Genomic DNA, 20,566 nt, shown 5'->3' with positions numbered 1-20,566 from the left:
GCGCACTTGCATGGGGTGCAAGGGGTCGAAGGTTCAAATCCTTCTGTCCCGACCATACGCAACTTTAATATCATCACAACGCTCTTAATGGGCGTTGTTTTGTTTCTACCGTCTGAAAATCACAGGATCGACTATGCAATTTAATACCCTGGGCAATAGTAATCTTAAAGTCAGCCAGATTTGTCTTGGCACAATGACTTATGGTGAACAGAACACTCAACAGGAAGCATTTGAACAGCTTGATTACGCTGTATCGCAGGGTATTAACTTCATTGATACAGCTGAGCTTTACGCAATTCCCCCCAAGGCGGAAACTTATGGCGCAACTGAAGCGATTATTGGTAATTGGTTAGCGAAACGTGGTCGTCGTGATGATTTGGTGCTTGCGAGTAAAATTGCCGGGCCAGGAGCAGATTGGGTAGGGCACATACGTCAGGGTAAATCACGATTTGATGATAAAAATATCAGCGAAGCGTTAGACAATAGTTTGCAACGCTTGCAAACCGAATATCTGGATTTATATCAATTACATTGGCCTGAACGACAAACCAATTATTTTGGGAAATTAGGGTATCAGCACGATGCCACTGAAGAAACCATGACGCCAGTCATTGAAACCCTGCAGGCACTGGAAAAACAGGTAAAGGCAGGAAAAATTCGCTACATCGGTTTATCCAATGAAACTCCCTGGGGTTTGATGCAGTTTATTTCAGTGGCAAAAGCGATGAATCTGCCCGTGATTGCCTCAGTGCAGAATCCTTACAGTTTGTTGAACCGTACCTATGAGATTGGCTGTGCCGAAATCAGCTATCGGGAGAATGTTCCCTTATTGGCTTACTCACCCTTGGGCTTTGGTGTGCTAACCGGAAAATATTTACAGAACAATGCACCTGCCAATGCGCGAATGAGTTTATGGCCTCACTATGCCCGTTACAGCAACCCACAGGCTGTTCAAGCCACGCAGTCGTATGTTGATTTAGCACAGCGACATCAGTTGGATCCAGCGCAAATGGCATTGGCTTATGTGAATAGTCGACCATTTGTTGCGGCGACTATCATCGGCGCAACCACTATGGAACAACTAAAGACCAATATTGGCAGCGAGCAATTAATGCTTTCCGATGAAGTTGTTGCTTCGATTGAGGATATCCATAAAACCATATCTAACCCGGCCCCCTGAATCTAACTTTTCAGAAATGTGCGCTAGCGCAGGTTAAAGCTGACAACGCTATGGTAGTTTATATTCTTCTTAAATATTGCTGATATAAACTGCCGCTGATCTGTTTGGTCATTCTTATATCAGTGTTTCTTTGCTTAGAAATTCAGGTAGCTGGCAACATGGATAGTCCATCCTTTTATACCGTGCTTATTGTTGATGACGATCCGGTGACTCGCCTGCTGATGAAGCAATCACTTCAGGATCCGAACTTAACGGTTATTGAAGCCCAAAATGGTGAACAGGCAATCGATTTATTTGCCGAGCATTTACCTGATATAACCCTATTGGATGTCTCCATGCCTGGCATGGACGGATTTACCTGCTGTCGAAAGTTACGTTCACTTCCCAAAGGGCAACAGTCAGCGATTGTTATGGTGACCATTCATGACAAAGTTGATGACATTGAAAAAGCATTCGAAGCTGGTGCAACAGATTTTATAACCAAACCTTTCAAGTGGCCGTTATTTGCCCACCGAATCCGTTACATTCTCAAAGCCAACAATACCCTGCGCGAGCTCAGTCAGAGTCGCTCAAAACTGGCCAAGGCACAGGCAATTGCCCATCTGGTTTACTGGGAATGGAATTTTAAGCAGAATGCAATTGAATGCAGTGCTGATCTGCATCGGTTATTGGGTATCGAAGATACTTCCCAAGGCATTTCATTCAAGCAGATTCTTCGTCGTATCTTCCCCGAAGACAGACCTTTATTTAAGCAGGCTCTACGTCGGGCAATACAGAGTAAATATCCCTATGATATTGAATATCGTATTCAGTTAGATAATGGCGAATTATTTTATTTGCATGAACGCACGGAAATTATCGAGGATTATAGTGGGTGGAAGATTGTTGGCACTTTGCAGGACATCACTTCACTTAAACGTTCAGAGCAGGAAATTGCTTACTTTACCTATTACGATACGCTGACCGACTTACCCAATCGCCGCTTGTTTATTGAGCAGTTGGAAACCGCAATTGCCCGGGCCCGGCATAAAAAACAATCGTTAACGTTGATGTTTATCGATCTGGATCACTTTAAACATATCAATGACACCTATGGTCATGCAGTTGGTGATGCATTGTTATGTGAAGCCGCAGCAAGAATTAAGGATTGTCTGCGGGATGCAGATTTGATTGCGGTAAGTAAGGATAAGGATGACCGCGTTGCCCGGTTTGCTGGCGATGAGTTTACGGTAATGCTGACCAATATTGATAATGTGGATGTACTGGCAAATATAGCGCAACGCATTGTTGCCAAGTTTGAAAAATCATTTGATATAAAAGGTTACAACGTTTTCAGTACGGTCAGTATTGGTATTGCACTTTTCCCTGAGGATGGCGATAACGTACAAAGTTTGATGCAACATGCTGATGTGGCAATGAATCACGCAAAGGAACTGGGACGTAATAATTACCAGTTCTTTTCAGCAGAAATGAATGATTATTTGTATGAGCGATTGCAAACCGAACAGGATCTCCGCCAGGCATTGGAACGCAATGAATTTCTGTTGTTTTATCAGCCACAAATTGATGTAAAAACACAGCAGATTATTGGTTTTGAAGCTTTGTTGAGGTGGTTGCATCCGATAAAAGGTCTGCTAGGTCCACTCACCTTTATTGAAGTGGCCGAAAAGACCGGTTTGATCATTGCCATTGGCGAATGGGTTTTGCAACAGGCATGCTTACAAACACGCAAATGGCAAAAACGTTTTGATATTCACTGGCGGGTTTCGGTGAACCTGTCTGCAATGCAGTTTAATCAGCAGTTATTGCTGGAGCAGGTTGGACTAAGTCTGAAGAACTCGGGGCTTCCAGCATCTTCTCTAGAATTGGAAATCACGGAAACGGCTATGCTCAAGGATGTAATGGAAACTATTCCATTACTCAGAGCATTAAAAGACATGGGAGTAGGGCTGGCAATTGATGATTTTGGAACCGGTTATTCTTCATTAAGTTATTTGAAAAATTTCCCGATTGATACGTTGAAAATTGATAAAAGTTTTGTTGATGAAATTGTTGAAAACCCTAAAGATGCTGCGATTGCACGGACCATTGTCCAACTTGCAGATAATCTGGGGTTGAGAACCATTGCCGAAGGCGTTGAAACCATTGAGCAGGTAAACATGCTGACGACAATGGGCTGTAAGGAATTACAAGGGTATTACTATAGTAAACCCCTGCCAGTGAGTGAAATTGAACGTCTGCTTGAGAGCGGAAATGGCCTGCAAAATTCCTAACGTTTTTTTGCAGACATTTTAACGACATCCTGTTCATCCTCGTACCGATCCAGCAAACCAATATCAAGAACAGGTGAGGCATCAATATGCTGGGCGTCCATCATTTGAGCAACCCGTTTTATAGCGGACATTATCATTGCCTGTTCCCATTCATCCAGTTTACTGAATTCACGAGTAAAACGATCCTGTAAAGGAATAGGCGCGCTTTTAAGTGTTTCTGTAGCGGTCTCAGTCAGGTATGCATGAACTTTACGTTTATCGGTCTGAGAGCGTTGTCGATAAACCAATCCACGTTTTTCCAGCCGGTCCAGAATAGTGGTCACTGTCGCTTGACTTAAACTCATCTCCTGAGCCAATTCACCTATGGTTACTTGCCCCTTATCCCGCAATGTTTGTAATAAAAGTATCTGGGGTGCGGTCAAGCCGGTGGTTTTAGCCAGGTATTTGGAATGTAGGTCGGTGGCGCGGATAACCCGACGCAATGCAATAAGCACTTCTTCAATATGATTCAACAGGTGTTCCCTTTGCTCTTTATCTAGACCAAGTGCGTCTATAGTTTCAGTATTAATTTGAATTGAATTCAACATATTTTCCCACGTTTCTTTAATGAATATTTCAACTTGGGGTAAACCGCTTTACGAGTCTTATCGGCTAAACAGCCAGACTTTTATACAAACCATTTTAAAGAGCTCGAATTAAATAATAGAGCGCAAAGTGGTCTGGACTTTTAATTTGTTTAGTGTACTATATATTTAGATTCTGTCATCTGCAAGTCATAAATGCATGATTATATTAATTAAACGTAATTATGATGGAATTTACAGATTTTTTTACATCACTAAGTACTTAGTGCCATAAACATTAGAGTTGATTACATATATGAGCCAAGTAAAGACTGCACCTTTACCAATTGAGTTAGTGCAACCAACGGCAGAACTTGGTGCAGCCGTGCATAAACTTATTTCTGAATGCCCACCGTTAGATACCAATTCGATGTATTGCAACTTATTGCAAAGCAGTCACTTTGCCGAGACAGCTGTAGCAGCTGTTCTTGATAATGAATTGGTAGGGTTTATTTCCGGATACCGCATACCACAACGCCCTGAAACATTATTTGTCTGGCAGGTTGCCGTTGGTGAAAAGGCCCGAGGTCAAGGACTTGCCGGAAGAATGCTTAAAGAAATTCTGTCGCGTGAACAAAACCGTGACATTAAGCGAATCGAAACGACGATAACCCCAGACAATAAAGCTTCCTGGGCGTTATTTGAAAGCCTTGCCCGTAAGCTTGATACCGAGATTAGCAGTAGCGTAATGTTTGATCGAAAACAACATTTTGCCGATCAGCATGATACTGAAATGTTAGTCAAAGTCGGTCCGTTTAAACCAATAGCTTAATTAATACTGAATTCAGGTCAGCGATGGCCACAATTTTCACAGGAGAGAAAAGCGAATGAAAATTTTTGAAGAGATCGAATCAGAAGTGCGTTCATATGCCCGCGCGTTCCCTCGTCTATTTGACAAAGCCCAAGGCGAGTTGATTTACGACGATGAGGGTAATGAATATATAGACTTTCTGGCTGGTGCCGGTTCGCTGAATTATGGTCACAATCATCCTTTATTCAAAGAGAAACTGATTGAATATATCCAACGTGATGGCATTACTCAGGGGCTGGACTTACATACTCGTGCCAAGGGTGAGTTCCTGGAAAGCTTTAACGAGAATATTCTGAAGCCACGTGACCTTGATTACATTGTCATGTTTACTGGTCCTACCGGAACCAATGCAGTCGAAGCGGCATTAAAAATTGCCCGTAAAAAAACCGGTCGTGAAAATATTATTTCGTTTACAAATGGCTGGCATGGACAGACCCTTGGTGCCTTATCGGTAACAGGTAATTCAACTCACCGTGGTGGAGCTGGTATTGCTTTACATGGTTCAACCCGAATTCCTTATGATGGTTACTTAGGTGATGATTTCGATACTACCAATCTGCTCGACAAGATGTTGTCGGATTCCAGTAGTGGTGTCGACAAGCCGGCCGCGGTGATTGTTGAAACTGTACAAGGCGAGGGCGGTATCAATGCTGCTTCAATGACCTGGTTACAAAGTCTTTCAGAAATCTGCAAACGCCATGATGTTTTATTGATTGTTGATGATATTCAGGCAGGTTGCGGCCGTACCGGTACTTTCTTCAGTTTTGAAGAAGCCGGCATTTACCCTGATATCGTCACCTTATCCAAATCACTCAGTGGGTATGGTCTGCCATTTGCTGTCGTGCTGATGAAGCCTGAAGTCGATCAGTGGTCACCGGGTGAGCATAACGGTACCTTCCGTGGCAACAATCATGCGTTTGTCACTGCTAAAGCCGCACTCGATTATTTCTGGAAAGACGATAAATTTGCCAAGGAAGTTCAGCGCAAAGGTCAATACATTGCTGATCGCGTTGACACAATTGTTGCGAAATACGGTGAAGGTAACTTTAACTCACATGGTCGTGGCATGTTCCGCGGTATTAATTGTGTCAATGGCGAACTGGCTGGACAAATTACCCGTAAATGTTTTCAGAAAGGTTTAATTATCGAAACCAGTGGTGCAGACGATCATGTTGTGAAATTCCTTTGCCCACTAACTATTAAAGATGAAAATCTGAAAAAAGGTATCGATATTCTGGAGCAGGCTATTAAAGAAGTTTGCGATAAAGCAGACAGCATTCCGGAAGAAAAGGATTTTTTTGAAGGTGATTATTCAGTAAGCGATGAAGCCAGTAAATCTGATGTGGTTGAGCCGGAAAGCAAAAAAGCGGCAAGTTAATAAACCTCTCAACCCAGTATTAACAATCCGGTGAGCGGCTTTCCGTTCACCGGATATTGCAAAGCATTTACAGAGGACAAAATCATGATTGTCAGACAACTTCAAGAAGCTCAAAAAACCTCACGTCGTATCGTTTCACCGGACGGTAACTGGGAAAGCACCCGTATGTTATTGAAAGATGACAACATGGGGTATTCATTCCATATCACCACTATCTATGCCGGTGCTGATTTTCGCATGCATTACCAAAATCATCTGGAGTCTGTTTACTGCATTAGCGGTGAAGGTGAAGTGGAAACGCTAGATGATGGCAAGGTCTACAAAATTACCCCGGGTACTTTATACAACCTGGATAAACATGATCGTCATATCCTGCGTGCCTTTAAAGAGCTTCATCTGGCTTGTGTTTTCAATCCACCATTAAATGGCAAAGAAGTACACAACGCTGAAGGTGCTTATGAGTTAGACGCCGAAGCAGTAACTGAATAACAGGCAATGCAGCCTTTCCGGTTTAGCCCGGAGTACAACGAATTAACAGAGAGTAGATATGCAATTTCATACGGTAGAAAAAATAGGCGGCACTTCCATGAGCGACTATGTCGCAGTGCGCGACAATATTATTCTGAAACCGGTTCATAACGAGTCAATTTACAATCGTGTGTTTGTTGTTTCAGCTTATGGTGGTATTACCAACCTTTTGCTTGAGCATAAGAAAAATGGCACTTCTGGTGTTTACGCTGAATTTGCCAACAGTTTGAATGATGATAGCTGGATGGAAGCGATGGAAAAGCTCAAACAAGAGATTTTTTCCATCAACCAGCAATTGTTTAAAGATAAAAAAACACTAAACAAAGCTAATGAGTTTATTGGCGAACGTCTTGATGATGCAGAACGGGTATTGGCAGATCTGCAACGACTTTGCCAGCATGGTCACTTTGCCTTGGATATGCATCTGGCAACAGTACGTGAAATGCTGGCCAGTATTGGCGAGGCTCACAGTGCCTGGAATACGGCAACTTTACTTAAAAAAGACAAGATCAATGCCCGTTATGTTGATTTGACCGGTTGGCAGACCGACAAGCACATGAAACTTGATGAACGAATTGATAAAGCGTTTGCCAAAATTGATTTGAGTAAAGAGTTACCCATCGTGACCGGGTATGCCCATAGTGATGATGGTCTGATGTCGACCTTTGATCGCGGCTACAGCGAAATGACGTTTAGCCGTATTGCTGTATTAACCAATGCCAATGAAGCGATTATTCATAAAGAGTTTCATTTAAGCAGCGCTGATCCGCGTCTGGTAGGTGAAGACAATGCTGTGCCGATTGGCCGGACCAATTATGATGTGGCTGATCAATTAGCCAATCTGGGTATGGAAGCTATTCACCCTAAAGCGGCAAAAGGCTTACGGCAGAATAATATTCCATTAAGGGTGAGAAACACCTTTGAACCTGAACATGCCGGAACATTAATCACCGGTGACTATATCAGTAGCAAACCTTGTGTAGAAATTATCGCCGGCTGCAAACATGTTTATGCATTTGAGCTGTTTGATCAGGATATGGCGGGCAATATTGAAAATTATGATCGTGAAATCCTGGCCCAGATCCGCAAAAACAAGGCCCATATTATTTCCAAAGATATTAATGCCAACACCATTACGCATTATCTTACTGCCAGCCTGAAGAATATTCGGCGGATTAGGGAAGCTTTACAGGAACAATTTCCGGAAGCTGAAATTAATCAGCAGAAAGTGGCCATTGTGTCAGCGATTGGTAGTGATATGAAAATACCCGGTATTCTGGCACGTACGGTCAGTGCTTTGGCTGAGAAAAATATCAGTGTATTGGCCATGCATCAGTCAATGCGTCAGGTAGATATGCAATTTATTATTGACGAAGATGACTATGCTGATGCCATCAAAAATCTACACAGTTATTTAGTAGAGGTTCATGATCACGGCAGAGCCATATGCCTCGCGTCTTAATAGCTTTATGTTTTTTATGCTTGCCATTATTGGCAAATGCAGAGCCAGAAACTCAGGTGGCCCCATTATCTGATGAGCAAATGCAACAATTTGAAGCTGAAGTTGACGTATTGGAAGAACCGCTCTATTCACCGTTCATAGAACGTTATGTTTTGGATGAATTGAAGCAATTGCGTACTGACATGGCATCACAACGCAATGAAATGATTCAGCAGATTGTAAACCGTGAAATTAACGCGGTGGATAAAGCGGTTACCTATTCAACCAACACGGTTACCTATTTTTTCTATCTGATTGCAGGTGCAACATCGATATTAGTTCTGGTGGGATGGACATCGATTCGGGAAATCAAAGAGCGGGTGCACTCGCTGGCAGATGAAGAGATCTCAAAACTAGTGATGGAATACGAGCAGCGGTTACACGCTATAGAATTGCAACTTAATCAGAAAACACAGCATATTGAAGAGAACCGCGAAGAGATTGAGCGAACTCAGGAACTGCAGTCATTATGGCTACGTGCTGCCCAGGAAAATACGGCATCACATAAAATCGGTATTTATGATCATATCCTGAAGATTAAACGCGATGATTGTGAGGCATTGACCTATAAGGCTGACGCGGTACTTGAATTAGGTGAGCCTCAATGGGCAGCCAATCTTTGCCATCAGGCTTTATTGATTGATCCACTAAACAGCCATGCGTTTTATCAGCTGGCATGTGCTTATACGACAATGGGGCAATTTGAAGAAGCGCTGTATTATCTTAAACAAGCTATTTCGCGCAGTGAAAGTTATCGAGAAGAAATTGCTCTGGAACCGGCATTACAGCCTTTGCAGGATCATCCGGGCTTACAAAAGCTGTTATATCCCAGTGAAGAAAAGAGTTAACATATTTGAACCCGCCAACAGGCGGGTTTAGTTTTTCAGGCCTGCCAATAATTCTTCTTTGATTCCTTTGCTGAAAGGATCTTTGCCAAACCAGATATCAAAGTAAGCTTTACCAAGTTGAGCATCGTCGCTTTTGCTCAGTTGTTGACCATTTTTGAATAGCAACAAGCCTGATTCAGATGAATAGCGGATATCATAACGATCACCTTCTTCTGCTTTCTGATAGCCAGCATTGAAATCCAATAATGCCATTTCAATTGATTTGAACAAATCCTCATCCAGATTACGCCGTAGCAATTCCACTGAAGATTTTTGAAAATCCTCGGCATCAAAACTTCGCTTATAAATAAATGAAAGTTGAATTGACTGGCTGGTCAATGCACTATCATCACTGCATTGTTCACGATACAAAGCAACATCACCGAGATTGAACAACATCACTTTAATAGGCACGGCTGAACATTGTTGCAGGGTAGAATTATCCAGCTGTATTTCTGATTCAAAGCTGTTCGCACTGGCAAGGTGAAAAGGAAGCAATGAAAAAAACAGAATGCGGTTTATCATAACTTTTCCCGTATTTTCTTCAGGGAGTAACCAATAATCGGCAAGTGTTGATAAAACCCATCCACACCATCCCAGAAATCCTGATGTAAGATAATCTTGCCCTGTTCATTAAAGCGTAATTGGCTGATACCAATCGATTTGCTGTCGACTTGCTTTCCCATTACCTTAAATTGCATTTGCATTATCCAACGCACATAGATGTCGTTACCACTGCGAGCAACATCCTGAACCCGTACATCGAGACGATCAACCTGTTTCCCGGTCTGTTCCATGTATTCTATGAGTTCATTTCTGTCAGTAATGGTTCGAAAGGTGTCGTTAAAATAAAGTTGTTCAGCATAGGTTTGACGAATAATATCTGCCACTTCGCCATGTTGAGCCTGATTAAACACCTCAATAAAGCCATTTACAGCCTCATTGTTTTCAACTGGCTGCGAACCTTTTGATTCAAGAGCTTTCTGGTAGTCATTTACATAAGCACTTTGCATAGAATTTCCACTACAGGCCGCTGTTAAAACGAATATTGGTAAGAACCACGTCAATTTTAGCGTTGGGGGGATCTTTAACATGGTTCTTTTCCGATGAACTTTATTAGTCTGCTCATCAAAGCGTATTGATTGTGAAAATGAAGTGAAGAGGCTGTCATGCTTTTAAAGAGCAATACGCCCTTAACTCTTCACATGCAATTCACACTTTGCTGACTAAGATTCACATCGTCTAGAAAAGAGATACTTCATGAAATCAATTCGACAATGGTTTGACAATGGTGAAGCCGGATTATCTGTTGCCGAACTTGGTAACGGAGATGCTGGTGTTGATTGGTTAAGGGTTATCCCTTTTCTATTTATGCATCTGGCCTGTGTGTCAGTTATTTTTGTGGGCATTTCTCCAATTGCAGTGATTGTTGCAGTCGCTTTATATTTAATCAGGATGTTTGCCATAACAGCATTTTATCATCGTTATTTTTCACACAAATCCTTTAAAACATCACGGACGGTGCAATTTATTTTTGCATTTATCGGTGCAACTGCAACACAACGCGGACCGTTATGGTGGGCAGCACATCATCGTCAGCATCATCGTCATGCAGATCAGCCAGCCGATCCTCATTCTCCCAAACAGGGTCTTTTTTGGAGCCATATGGGTTGGTTTCTTTCAGGAAAACATTATCAAGCTGATTACAGCCTGGTTCCGGATTGGAAAAGGTTTGCTGAACTACGCTGGCTGGATCGATACGATTTGATCGCACCGGTTATACTGGCAGCAAGTTTATTTATTACAGGCGTATTGCTGGAAAAGCTTGCTCCAGGACTGGGTACCAATGGATGGCAAATGTTGGTGTGGGGATATTTTATTTCGACGGTAGTGTTATTACATGCAACGCTGTTGATAAACTCCATGGCGCATCGAATTGGTAAAAAACGCTATTCAACAGGCGATGAAAGCCGTAATAATTTTGTGCTGGCATTATTGACCCTGGGGGAGGGATGGCACAACAATCATCACCATTATCCTGCCTCTGCCAGACAAGGATTTTATTGGTGGGAAATCGATATAAGTTATTACCTGCTAAAAATCATGCAAAAAACTGGACTCATCTGGGATGTCCGCACAGTGCCGCTTCACAAACGCGAAAGCAAGAAAATCCTCTCTGAGGCCGCTGTATGAAAATTGCGGTTGTTGGTGGCGGAATCTCCGGTTTGACTTCAGCATATTATCTGGCCAAAAAACATGAAGTTACTATGTTTGAAGCCGGTAATTATCTAGGCGGCCATACCGATACGCATTCTATAGAGATTTCTGGCAAAGCTTTTCATGTTGATACGGGCTTTATTGTTTTTAATCAACAGAATTATCCAAATTTCAGCAAATTATTAACCCAATTAGGAGTGGAAAGTCAGCCCACTGAGATGAGCTTTAGTGTCAGTAATGCCACTTCAGGTCTGGAATATAACGCTACTGATTTAAATAAATTATTCTGTCAGCGTCGTAATCTGGTGAGTTTTCGTTTTTATAGAATGTTGTGGGATTTGGTACGGTTTTATCGTGAAGCCCCGTTATTATTAAATGAAGATGATGACGGTCTGACATTGGGCCAATATCTGGCAATCAATAATTACAGTGATATTTTTATCAATGACCATTTAATCCCTATGGCGTGTGCTTTGTGGTCAGGTCCCAGTCTTTCAGTGGTGGATTTCCCGGCGCAGTATTTTATTCGTTTTATGCATAATCATCACATGCTGTCGCTGACGGACAGACCTCAATGGCGTGTGGTTAAAGGTGGCTCAAAGACTTATGTTGATGCGCTGGTGCAGCAAACAAATGCAGAGTTTATGACAGGCTCACCCATTCAACGGATAGAGCGAAATATCCATGGTGTGAGCTTATCGGTACATGGAGAGAAGCGTCATTTTGATAAAGTAATCATCGCTGCACATGCGGACCAGGCATTACGTATGCTGGATCAGCCCAGTGAAACGGAAGTGGCCGTTCTCGGGGGAATAGGCTTTCAGGAAAACGAGATGCATCTGCACACAGATGCAGATATATTGCCGAAAAATACTCAGGCATGGGCCAGCTGGAATGTTCGCGTAAGCCCTGAATTGAGTCAGCAATGTACCGTGAGTTATCACATGAATACGCTGCAAAGTCTGAATGCTCCAGCAGAGCTGATCGTCTCGTTAAATTCCGGACATTTGATTGACCCGAAAAAAGTCCTGGTGCATCGACGTTACGCCCATCCAATTTATAATCTCTCCACGCTTAATGCTCAGCGTCGCTGGCAGGAAGTTGCTGATACCCAGCATACTTTTTACTGTGGTGCATATTGGGGGTGGGGATTTCATGAGGATGGGGTGAGCAGTGCTCTGCGGGTGATTGATGCTCTGGAAAATTCTCAGCAGGGAGTCGCCGATGTTGCCTGATGGAATTTATCGTGGTTGGGTGCATCATCAGCGTCATCTGCCAAAAATTCATGAGTTCCAGTATCCACTGGCGATGCTGATGCTGGACTTGGATGAGCTGCAATCACATTTTAAACGCTCGCGTTTCTGGTCATTGGAACGCTTCAATCTGATTAGTTTTTATCGTAAGGATTATCTGCAATCCGACCAGGCTGATTTGAAACAGGCGGTGGTGGAGTTGATACAGCAACGGAGTGGTGAGTCGTTCTCAGGTACGGTAAAGATCCTGACTCATCCGCGTTATCTCGGGTTTGTATTCAATCCGGTAACGTTCTATTTCTGTTTCGAACAGCGACAGCTCAAGTTTATTGTCTCCGAAATTAACAATACACCTTGGAATGAACGTTATGCCTATGTATTGAAAGTAAATCAGCAACAAAACCAGCCATGGCGTTTTGATTTTGACAAGCAGTTTCACATTTCACCGTTTATGCCGATGGATATTCAATATCACTGGCGTTTTCAGCTGGAACAAGATGCCATCAATATCAACATGGTGTTAATGCGCGAAGGAGAGCGCCAGTTTGATGCGACATTACAGGCTGATTTCCAGCCAATGACCGCAAGAAGCATGCGTTGGTTACCTATACGCTATCCACTACAGACGCTCAGAGTTGTTATGCGTATTTATTGGCAGGCGTTACGCTTATGGGGAAAGCATACCCCTTCGTTCAGTCATCCTGATCAACAAGCCGATACCGTGACCCAGCCTGTTATACCCAATGGAGAGGATAAATGAGTAAATCGGCCGTCATTGAAACACAAAGTGGCAAACCCAGCCGACTGTCAAAACTGTATGAAAAAGCTGTTATTGGTCAGCTAGGCAGGATCCAGAAAGGCTGTATTCATTTACATACAGCAGGTGAAGTTTATGAATTAGGCGATCCACAGGACGATCTATCGATTAGTCTGACCGTTTATGATCGGCGCTTTTTTGAAGCTGTCGTACAAGGCGGCAGCGTCGGCGCTGCTGAATCTTACATGCAGGGCGACTGGCATTGCAGTGATTTAACTGCATTGGTGAGAATTCTGGTGCGTAACCAGTCATTGACTGATGAACTCGAACAGGGCTTTGCCAGAATTACCGGTGCGTTATTAAAAGGCTTTCACTGGCTTAATCGCAATAGCCGAAGTGGTAGCCGCAAGAATATTGCTGCCCATTACGATTTGGGCAATGAGTTATTTGAGTTGTTTCTGGATAAAGACTGGATGATGTATTCATCCGGCCTGTACTACAGCGGTACTGAATCTCTTGAAACAGCTCAGCGGCAAAAGCTGGCGAGACTTTGTGACAAGCTGGATTTACAGCCGACAGATCATCTGCTGGAGATTGGTACTGGTTGGGGTGGTTGTGCGGTATTTGCTGCTCAGCATTATGGCTGCAAAGTCACAACAACGACTATTTCCCGGCAACAATATGATTATGCTGTTCAGCGTGTAGCAAAAGCGGGTCTCGCTGACAAGATAACAGTATTGCTTGAAGATTACCGTGATCTGCGAGGGCAATATAACAAGCTGATTTCGATTGAAATGGTTGAGGCGGTGGGGCATCACTATATCGATGACTATTTTCAGCGGTGTGCGGACTTATTAACCCCAGATGGCCTGGCCATTATTCAAGCGATTACGCTGGAAGATCACCGTTATGCCCAGGCAGTCAAATCAGTGGATTTTATCAAGCGCTATATTTTCCCGGGCAGCTTTATCCCCAGTGTAACTGTGCTGAGTAATGCTGCTGCCAAAGCCAAGCTAAAACTCACCAGCCTTGAAGACATTGGCCCAAGTTACGCGATTACTCTGGCCACCTGGCGTGAACGTTTTAACGCTTCTCTGGATAAAGTTCGCGCCATGGGGTATCCGGATTCATTTATTCGGATGTGGGAGTTTTATCTTTGCTACTGCGAAGGTGGTTTTGCCGAACGCAGTATCAGTGACGTGCACTTACTATTCAGTAAAGTCGAAAACCGGCGTGCCCAGTGGTGTCCAGAATATGCCTGATCGTCTGACGATAGTTAATTTTTTACTGTTTCAAATCGGTTGGTTTGTCTGTGTATTAAGCGGGGCCGCGGAGTTGAATTCACCGGCCGTTATTTTTACCGTCGCCTTTTTGATCTTTCATTTTCGTTTTTGTCGCTGGAAACAGACTGATTACAAACTGGTGCTGGCGGCAATTTTAATCGGTGTCGTGCTGGATTCGAGCTGGTCAGCCTGGAATTTAATGGCTTATCAAGCTCAAACTATTGAACCGATTGCACCCTGGTGGATATGGTGTTTATGGATAAATTTTGCGTTAACGCTTAATCACTCGCTGTCATGGTTATTAAGACGACGTGTGATGGCGGGGATATTTTCTGCGGTTGCAAGTCCTGTTTCCTATTATGCAGGCAGTCGTTTAGGTGCACTAGACTGGCTGCAACCAGAAATATTAATCGTAGTACTAGCCATTAGCTGGGGATTGGCAATTCCATTATTACTGACATTGGCCAATTATTGGCGCAATCAAGAATCAGGAAAACAACATGCTGTGGTTTAGTCTTTTCATTGTATCTTTAATAATGCTGGGTGGTTGGTTTTGGCAAATTCGCAGTAAAAATGCCGGAATTGTCGACGTGTTGTGGGCTTTTGCATTAAGTTTTCTGGCTTTCTTTCATTTGCTGACCAGTGAGGGCTATTTGCCGCTGAGCATTATGGCATCGGGTATCATGCTGCTTTGGTATTTGCGTTTGGGAACTCACCTCGCCCAAAGAGTATTAGGTGAAGATGAAGATGGACGTTATAAATACCTGAGACAGTACTGGGGCGCTAGAACCAATTTTTATCATTTTTTCTTTTTCCAGTTCCAGGCTTTATTGGCGTGGGGATTTGCCATTCCAGTCTGGTTTATTACTCAGGGACAGATTGAATCTTTAGGTCTCGCTCAATATGCCGGCCTTGCTGTCGCCATTATTGCTATCACAGGGGTCACTATTGCCGATAAGCAATTAGCCAATTTCAAAGCTGATCCGAAAAATAAAGGTGAAGTCTGCGAAACAGGCTTGTGGAATTATTCCAGACATCCGAATTACTTTTTCGAATGGTTACACTGGTTTAGCTATCCCTTAATGGCGATTGGCATAGAACACGCAGCGTGGCTCTGGTTGGCACCATTAGTGATGTTGTTATTTCTGTATTTCATAACCGGCATACCCTACACCGAACAACACGCGATTCGCAGTCGTGGGGATAAATATCGTCGCTATCAACAAACAACCAGTGCATTTATTCCCTGGAGGAAAAAAATATGAGTCTGATCACTATCGCTGAAAAAGGACTGGTGCCTGACATGTTAATAAGAGTTGGCATTCGCAGGCTGCTTAAGCAACGCCTGCAAGATGAAAATGCCTATGATCCGGAAGCCGCCAGTGAAATCAAAAATCAATGCATGGAAATGCTACGAAACAGTCCGATTGCGATAGAAACCCAGGCGGCTAATGAACAACACTACGAAGTACCAGCCGAATTTTATCAGCTGTCTTTAGGCAAACATCTCAAATACAGCGGTTGCTGGTGGGATGATTACACCTTATCACTGGATCAGGCTGAAAAGGCCATGTTGGATATTTATCTCGAACGGGGTGATTTCAAAAACGGGCAGGATATTCTTGAACTGGGCTGCGGTTGGGGGTCACTGACTTTATATATGGCTGAACGTTTTCCGTATTCACGAATCACTGCTGTATCAAATTCCAATTCGCAACGAGAGTATATTGAAAAGCAAGCGTTTGCCCGTGGATTAACCAATATTCATATCATTACCTGCGATGTCAATAAACTGGAACTGAATACGCAATACGACCGGATTGTCTCGATAGAAATGTTCGAACATATGCGTAATTATCAGCAGCTGCTCAACAATGTAAGTTGCTGGCTAAAGTCTGACGGCAAGCTTTTTGTGCATATTTTCTGTCATCGTAATGTCGTTTATCCTTTCGAAACTGAAGGCGATGATAATTGGATGGGACGCTACTTTTTTACCGGTGGATTGATGCCTTCAGCAGACACGTTATTGCATTTTCAGGATGCTCTGCAGATTGAAAAGCAGTGGTTGGTCAATGGTCAGCATTATCAGAAAACAGCTGAAGCCTGGCTGGAAAATACGGATAAAAATGCCAGACAGATTAAAGCGTTGTTTGATGAAACCTACGGTAAAGGGGAGGGCGCTATCTGGCTACAGCGATGGCGGTTATTCTTTATGGCCTGTGCTGAATTATTTGGCTATCGCGATGGAACCGAGTGGTTGGTCACGCATTATTTATTCTCAAAGCGAGTAAACTGAGTCGATGGCTAAATCCAATACCAATCTTCATGCCAAGCTGGTTAAAGTCTTTTTAATACAAATTGCATTAATTAGTCTGGTGGCTATCGCCGGAATTTACGCTGCAAAAGCAACCCTTGAAGATGTATTGGTGCGTGCTGCTCTAGAGGGTGAAGCCCAACATTTCTGGGATATGCGTGCAGAAGATCCGCAGTTTCCATTACCCAACACCATGAACCTAAAAGCTTACATGGCCGAACGGGACAATTATTCTCAGTTACCACCAGCCTTACAGGAGCTGGGACCAGGCTTGAAACGTGCTGAGCTGGCAGGCCAGCAGCCCATTGTTTATGTCGAGGACAAAGGTGATCGTCGTCTGTATCTGATTTTTGATGAAGTGAAGGTTTCCCGACTGGCTTTAGTCTTTGGTCTATTACCTCTGGCGATGGTTCTAGTTGTGCTTTATCTGCTGGCCTGGATTGCCTATCGACAGTCACATAAGGCAGTTTCACCCATAATGAAACTGTCACGGGCAGTCAACGAAGTGGACTTTCGGGAGGGTAATTTTCCCCAGTTGGATCTGCATGATTTGAGAAGCATTCCAGATGACGAGGTTTCCAGTCTGGTCCGGGCGTTAGATGAATTTACTAACCGGCTGGAAAACTTTGTTGAACGTGAACGGAATTTTACCCGCGACGTCAGTCACGAATTACGTACCCCAATAGCTGTAATCCGTGGAGCATTGGAGGTGGTTGAACGCAAATATGGCGATCAAGCAGTGACAGAAATGAACCGTATGTATCGCACACTGATGGATATGGAATCGCTGATTGAAACGCTGTTGTTATTAGCCAGGGAGCAGGTTGAGGCGTTACCTTTACGTGAAATCACGGTGAATGATTTGATAGCTGCGGAACTGGATAACCTGCGAATGATTCATCACGATAAACCGATCACGGTGAATGTGGAAGAGTCGGGTATTTTAGTCGTACTGGCTGCTGAACGAGTGTTACCGATTCTTATTGGTAATCTATTGCGTAATGCCTTTAATTACACTCTGCGTGGCAATATTACTGTCTCTATCCGATCGGACGGGTTTTCAGTGGCCGATAGTGGAATTGGGATGGACCGGGATCAAATGCAGAAAGTCTTTAAACCGTTTTTCCGTGCAGATGAGAAGCAACAGACTACGGGGTATGGTATTGGTATGACTATTGTTAAACGGTTATGTAATCGCTATGAATGGAATCTGCGTTTATCCAGCAAAATGGGCGAGGGGACCGAGGTCAGTGTGCACTTTCCCAAAGCGCAGTTTCGCAGCCGTTAAGCTAAATAAGCTTTAAAGATCTTCTTCTCTGCAAAGCTTATAACCCACACCTGGTAAGGTATGCATTAACTGGTTTTGAAAAGGTTTATCCAGACTTTTCCGCAGGTTATACAAATGACTGCGTAGCGTATCACTATCGGGTGCATCATCACCCCAGACTTCAGCTTCCAAACGTTCGCGGCTGACAATTTTTGGCGATTCGCGCATCAGAATCCGCAAGATGTGTAACGTTATTGGAGACAGCTTGATAAGCTTATCACCTCGCATAACACGCATAGTATCGAGGTCATAGGTGAGATCGGCTACCGTTAACTTTCCACCTTCTAGCTCTCCCCGTTGACGTCTGATCATTGCAATCAGCCTGGCTTCGAGCTCACGCATTTCAAAAGGTTTAATCAAATAATCATCTGCACCCAAATCAAAACCGTTCACCTTGTCATTAATGGTGTCACGGGCGGTCAGCATAATGATCGGCGTATGTAGATGCATTTCCTGACGTAATCTGCGGCAGACTTCAAAGCCATCAATTCCGGGGAGCATGATATCCAGAACGATTGCGTCGTAATGGTGCTCTTCACATAACTGTAATGCGGTAATGCCATCTGTTGCAAAATCAACGGTAAAACCGCCAACTTCCAGATAATCACCTACATTAGCAGCCAAGTCCCGATGATCTTCAACTATTAATACTGTCGCTGATATTGCTTTCATACTGTTCTCTTAAGGCCTGTTATAGCTACGTTACGATGTTAACATCCGCATCGCAAGTAGCAATTTTGGGAATTTCTCCCAAAAAATAACAAAAGCCATTTGACTTAATAAATAACAATCATTATCATTAACAACACGGTTAACCAATAGGGTTTATTTCATGATAGTTTGTGTTTGCAACAACGTGAATGTCGATAAAGTTAAAGCATCTATTGATGCTGGCGCAGACTCGCTGGAAGCTATCCGTGAATGCACTGGTGCTGCCGCAAGCTGTGGTAAATGTCAGTTCAAGGTAAACCGTGTTTTGCAGCAACATGCCCCACAGCTTATCGAACAGGATAACTTTCTGGTGGCCCAAACTGTGAACGGTACGCGTTAACTCTGCGCAGATAGTAGAACCTCCTCAACTCCAATTGAATCCTGAATATTTCAAAGTCTTATTTCCATAGTTTATTTGTGGCTTTTTGCCAAACAAACAAGTCACTAATTTACTTAGCTTTAATTGCTAATTCTTATTTTTCCACCTCGTATGGAACAGAATGTAGATGATAATTGTTATCATTTGCCTTTAATATCAATAGCTTATCTTTGACATTTATTCTTTATGAACGATAATCGTCTTCATCAGATCCAGGAATAAGGGAGAATCCGATGAAAGGTGATAAAAAAGTTATTGAGCTGTTGAATAAAGTATTAGGTAATGAGCTGGTAGCCATTAACCAATATTTTCTACATGCCAAAATGTACAAGGACTGGGGTCTGAAAAACCTCTATGAGCATGAATATCATGAATCGATTGATGAAATGAAACATGCTGATGCCCTGACGGAACGCGTGCTGTTTTTGGAGGGGTTACCGAATCTGCAGGATTTGGGTGCGTTGCGTATCGGTGAAAATACTCGTGAAATGCTGGAAGCCGATCTTTCATTAGAACTTGATGCTATACCAGACCTGAAAGAAGGTATTCAATATTGCGAACAGATTGGTGACTACGTTACCCGTGATTTATTCAAGAATATTCTCGAATCTGAAGAAGAGCATGTTGACTGGCTGGAAACACAACTCAGCCTGATTGATAAAATGGGTATTGAAAACTTCCATCAGGCACAGATTGTTAAAGAAGCCGAATAATATTTCATTAACAGAAGCCCTTTCAGATTAATTGAAAGGGCTTTTTTTATTAGTTTATCGATGCGTTGGATCCGGTTTTGGTTAAGCCAATAATCATCTCATTGAAAAGCACTTGATCGCCTTGGCTTTCATAAATGGGTTCATCATCTACCCAAATAAGTTTTTCTCTCGTTAACATATCAAATGCTTCTGCCAGACATTTTCTATCGGCAACCGAATCGCCATCAAAATGGGCCACTTTGGAAATCAGGGCTTTTAAATCCATTTGAAAATTATCCGATAAAAGCAGAATATCAATTAGTTGTTGAGCATACTCCTCACTCATTTCATTTCCTCTCGTAAATTAAATTATCGTCATTTTTCCGCAACTGCTTCTGATCTACTGTCTGTTGATCTTTCATAGTCACAACAGAGGCGGCTATGAAAGATCA

General features: G+C 43.0%; 22 protein-coding genes. 17 read left to right on the top strand and 5 right to left on the bottom strand.

The annotated features are described in order from the left end of the window. Nucleotides 1–133: 133 nt before the first annotated feature. The gene (locus tag B3182_RS13880) at nucleotides 134–1,180 is read left to right on the top strand and encodes an NADP(H)-dependent aldo-keto reductase (RefSeq protein ID WP_292356006.1); all 1,047 of its coding nucleotides are present in this window, start codon (nucleotides 134–136) and stop codon (nucleotides 1,178–1,180) included. Nucleotides 1,181–1,338: 158 nt separating this feature from the next. Further along, the gene (locus B3182_RS13875; RefSeq protein ID WP_292356004.1) at nucleotides 1,339–3,453 is read left to right on the top strand and encodes a two-component system response regulator; all 2,115 of its coding nucleotides are present in this window, start codon (nucleotides 1,339–1,341) and stop codon (nucleotides 3,451–3,453) included. Here B3182_RS13875 and B3182_RS13870 read toward each other — a convergent pair. After that, entirely contained in the window at nucleotides 3,450–4,040 is a 591-nt protein-coding gene (locus B3182_RS13870; protein WP_292356002.1) for a MarR family winged helix-turn-helix transcriptional regulator, read from the bottom strand. The genes B3182_RS13875 and B3182_RS13870 overlap by 4 nt on opposite strands. Before the next feature lie 292 nt (nucleotides 4,041–4,332). Here B3182_RS13870 and ectA point away from each other — a divergent pair, with 292 nt between their 5' ends. The 5 genes from ectA (at nucleotide 4,333) to B3182_RS13845 (ending at nucleotide 9,142) form a co-directional block, all read left to right on the top strand. After that, nucleotides 4,333–4,848 carry a diaminobutyrate acetyltransferase gene (gene ectA, locus B3182_RS13865; RefSeq protein WP_292356000.1) on the top strand — a complete coding sequence of 172 codons (516 nt, stop codon included), beginning with the start codon at nucleotides 4,333–4,335 and terminating at the stop codon, nucleotides 4,846–4,848. A 55-nt stretch (nucleotides 4,849–4,903) separates the two neighbouring features. Beyond that, nucleotides 4,904–6,265 (top strand): diaminobutyrate--2-oxoglutarate transaminase, encoded by a 1,362-nt coding sequence (ectB, locus tag B3182_RS13860; protein WP_292355998.1) that lies wholly within the window; start codon nucleotides 4,904–4,906, stop codon nucleotides 6,263–6,265. 84 nt (nucleotides 6,266–6,349) lie between these two features. Further along, complete coding sequence (locus tag B3182_RS13855) at nucleotides 6,350–6,754, top strand: ectoine synthase (protein ID WP_292355996.1); 405 nt, start codon at nucleotides 6,350–6,352, stop codon at nucleotides 6,752–6,754. Between the two features lie 58 nt (nucleotides 6,755–6,812). Further along, nucleotides 6,813–8,255, top strand: coding sequence for an aspartate kinase (locus tag B3182_RS13850; RefSeq protein WP_292355994.1), 1,443 nt, complete (start codon nucleotides 6,813–6,815; stop codon nucleotides 8,253–8,255). Beyond that, entirely contained in the window at nucleotides 8,240–9,142 is a 903-nt protein-coding gene (locus B3182_RS13845; protein WP_292355992.1) for a TPR end-of-group domain-containing protein, read from the top strand. The genes B3182_RS13850 and B3182_RS13845 overlap by 16 nt, the downstream gene beginning before the upstream one ends. A 27-nt stretch (nucleotides 9,143–9,169) precedes the next feature. On the opposite strand, the gene B3182_RS13840 is transcribed toward B3182_RS13845, so the two are convergent. Together B3182_RS13840 and B3182_RS13835 are read right to left on the bottom strand one after the other, a co-directional pair. Next, entirely contained in the window at nucleotides 9,170–9,706 is a 537-nt protein-coding gene (locus tag B3182_RS13840; protein ID WP_292355991.1) for a chalcone isomerase family protein, read from the bottom strand. Beyond that, nucleotides 9,703–10,194 carry a nuclear transport factor 2 family protein gene (locus tag B3182_RS13835; RefSeq protein WP_292355989.1) on the bottom strand — a complete coding sequence of 164 codons (492 nt, stop codon included), beginning with the start codon at nucleotides 10,192–10,194 and terminating at the stop codon, nucleotides 9,703–9,705. Before B3182_RS13835 ends, B3182_RS13840 begins: the two co-directional genes overlap by 4 nt. A gap of 247 nt (nucleotides 10,195–10,441) precedes the next feature. On the opposite strand from B3182_RS13835, the gene B3182_RS13830 reads away from it, so the two are divergent. The 8 genes from B3182_RS13830 to B3182_RS13795 are packed head-to-tail and all read left to right on the top strand — an operon-like array spanning nucleotide 10,442 to nucleotide 18,293. Next, on the top strand, nucleotides 10,442–11,374 hold the full coding sequence (locus B3182_RS13830) for an acyl-CoA desaturase (protein ID WP_292355988.1): 933 nt from the start codon (nucleotides 10,442–10,444) through the stop codon (nucleotides 11,372–11,374). Beyond that, nucleotides 11,371–12,633 (top strand): NAD(P)/FAD-dependent oxidoreductase, encoded by a 1,263-nt coding sequence (locus tag B3182_RS13825; protein ID WP_292355986.1) that lies wholly within the window; start codon nucleotides 11,371–11,373, stop codon nucleotides 12,631–12,633. The genes B3182_RS13830 and B3182_RS13825 overlap by 4 nt, the downstream gene beginning before the upstream one ends. After that, a complete protein-coding gene (locus B3182_RS13820) occupies nucleotides 12,623–13,411 on the top strand; it encodes a DUF1365 domain-containing protein (protein WP_292355984.1) in 789 nt (262 codons plus the stop codon). The genes B3182_RS13825 and B3182_RS13820 overlap by 11 nt, the downstream gene beginning before the upstream one ends. Continuing rightward, nucleotides 13,408–14,670 (top strand): SAM-dependent methyltransferase, encoded by a 1,263-nt coding sequence (locus B3182_RS13815; RefSeq protein ID WP_292355982.1) that lies wholly within the window; start codon nucleotides 13,408–13,410, stop codon nucleotides 14,668–14,670. The genes B3182_RS13820 and B3182_RS13815 overlap by 4 nt, the downstream gene beginning before the upstream one ends. Further along, entirely contained in the window at nucleotides 14,663–15,205 is a 543-nt protein-coding gene (locus tag B3182_RS13810) for a DUF2878 domain-containing protein (protein ID WP_292355980.1), read from the top strand. Before B3182_RS13815 ends, B3182_RS13810 begins: the two co-directional genes overlap by 8 nt. Further along, nucleotides 15,192–15,956, top strand: a complete 765-nt coding sequence (locus B3182_RS13805) for a DUF1295 domain-containing protein (protein ID WP_292355978.1) — start codon at nucleotides 15,192–15,194, stop codon at nucleotides 15,954–15,956. Before B3182_RS13810 ends, B3182_RS13805 begins: the two co-directional genes overlap by 14 nt. Continuing rightward, nucleotides 15,953–16,987, top strand: coding sequence for an SAM-dependent methyltransferase (locus tag B3182_RS13800; protein WP_292355976.1), 1,035 nt, complete (start codon nucleotides 15,953–15,955; stop codon nucleotides 16,985–16,987). Before B3182_RS13805 ends, B3182_RS13800 begins: the two co-directional genes overlap by 4 nt. Nucleotides 16,988–16,991: 4 nt before the next feature. Continuing rightward, a complete protein-coding gene (locus B3182_RS13795) occupies nucleotides 16,992–18,293 on the top strand; it encodes a sensor histidine kinase (protein WP_292355974.1) in 1,302 nt (433 codons plus the stop codon). A 12-nt stretch (nucleotides 18,294–18,305) separates the two neighbouring features. Here B3182_RS13795 and B3182_RS13790 read toward each other — a convergent pair whose 3' ends face one another. Beyond that, nucleotides 18,306–19,004 carry a response regulator transcription factor gene (locus B3182_RS13790; RefSeq protein WP_292355973.1) on the bottom strand — a complete coding sequence of 233 codons (699 nt, stop codon included), beginning with the start codon at nucleotides 19,002–19,004 and terminating at the stop codon, nucleotides 18,306–18,308. 160 nt (nucleotides 19,005–19,164) lie between these two features. Between B3182_RS13790 and B3182_RS13785 the strand changes: the two genes are divergently transcribed. Beyond that, nucleotides 19,165–19,383: a (2Fe-2S)-binding protein gene (locus B3182_RS13785; RefSeq protein WP_292355971.1), complete on the top strand. Its 219-nt coding sequence runs from the start codon at nucleotides 19,165–19,167 to the stop codon at nucleotides 19,381–19,383. A gap of 272 nt (nucleotides 19,384–19,655) precedes the next feature. After that, nucleotides 19,656–20,135, top strand: a complete 480-nt coding sequence (bfr, locus tag B3182_RS13780) for a bacterioferritin (RefSeq protein ID WP_292355969.1) — start codon at nucleotides 19,656–19,658, stop codon at nucleotides 20,133–20,135. Between the two features lie 49 nt (nucleotides 20,136–20,184). Here bfr and B3182_RS13775 read toward each other — a convergent pair whose 3' ends face one another. After that, entirely contained in the window at nucleotides 20,185–20,460 is a 276-nt protein-coding gene (locus tag B3182_RS13775; RefSeq protein WP_292355967.1) for a hypothetical protein, read from the bottom strand. Between the last annotated feature and the right edge of the window lie 106 nt (nucleotides 20,461–20,566).

This window comes from Methylophaga sp. UBA4204 (assembly GCF_002379485.1).
In the GTDB taxonomy this organism is placed as follows: domain Bacteria; phylum Pseudomonadota; class Gammaproteobacteria; order Nitrosococcales; family Methylophagaceae; genus Methylophaga.
The sequence above is the reverse complement of the archived record's forward strand: the minus strand, read 5'-3'. Positions and strand labels throughout refer to the sequence as shown.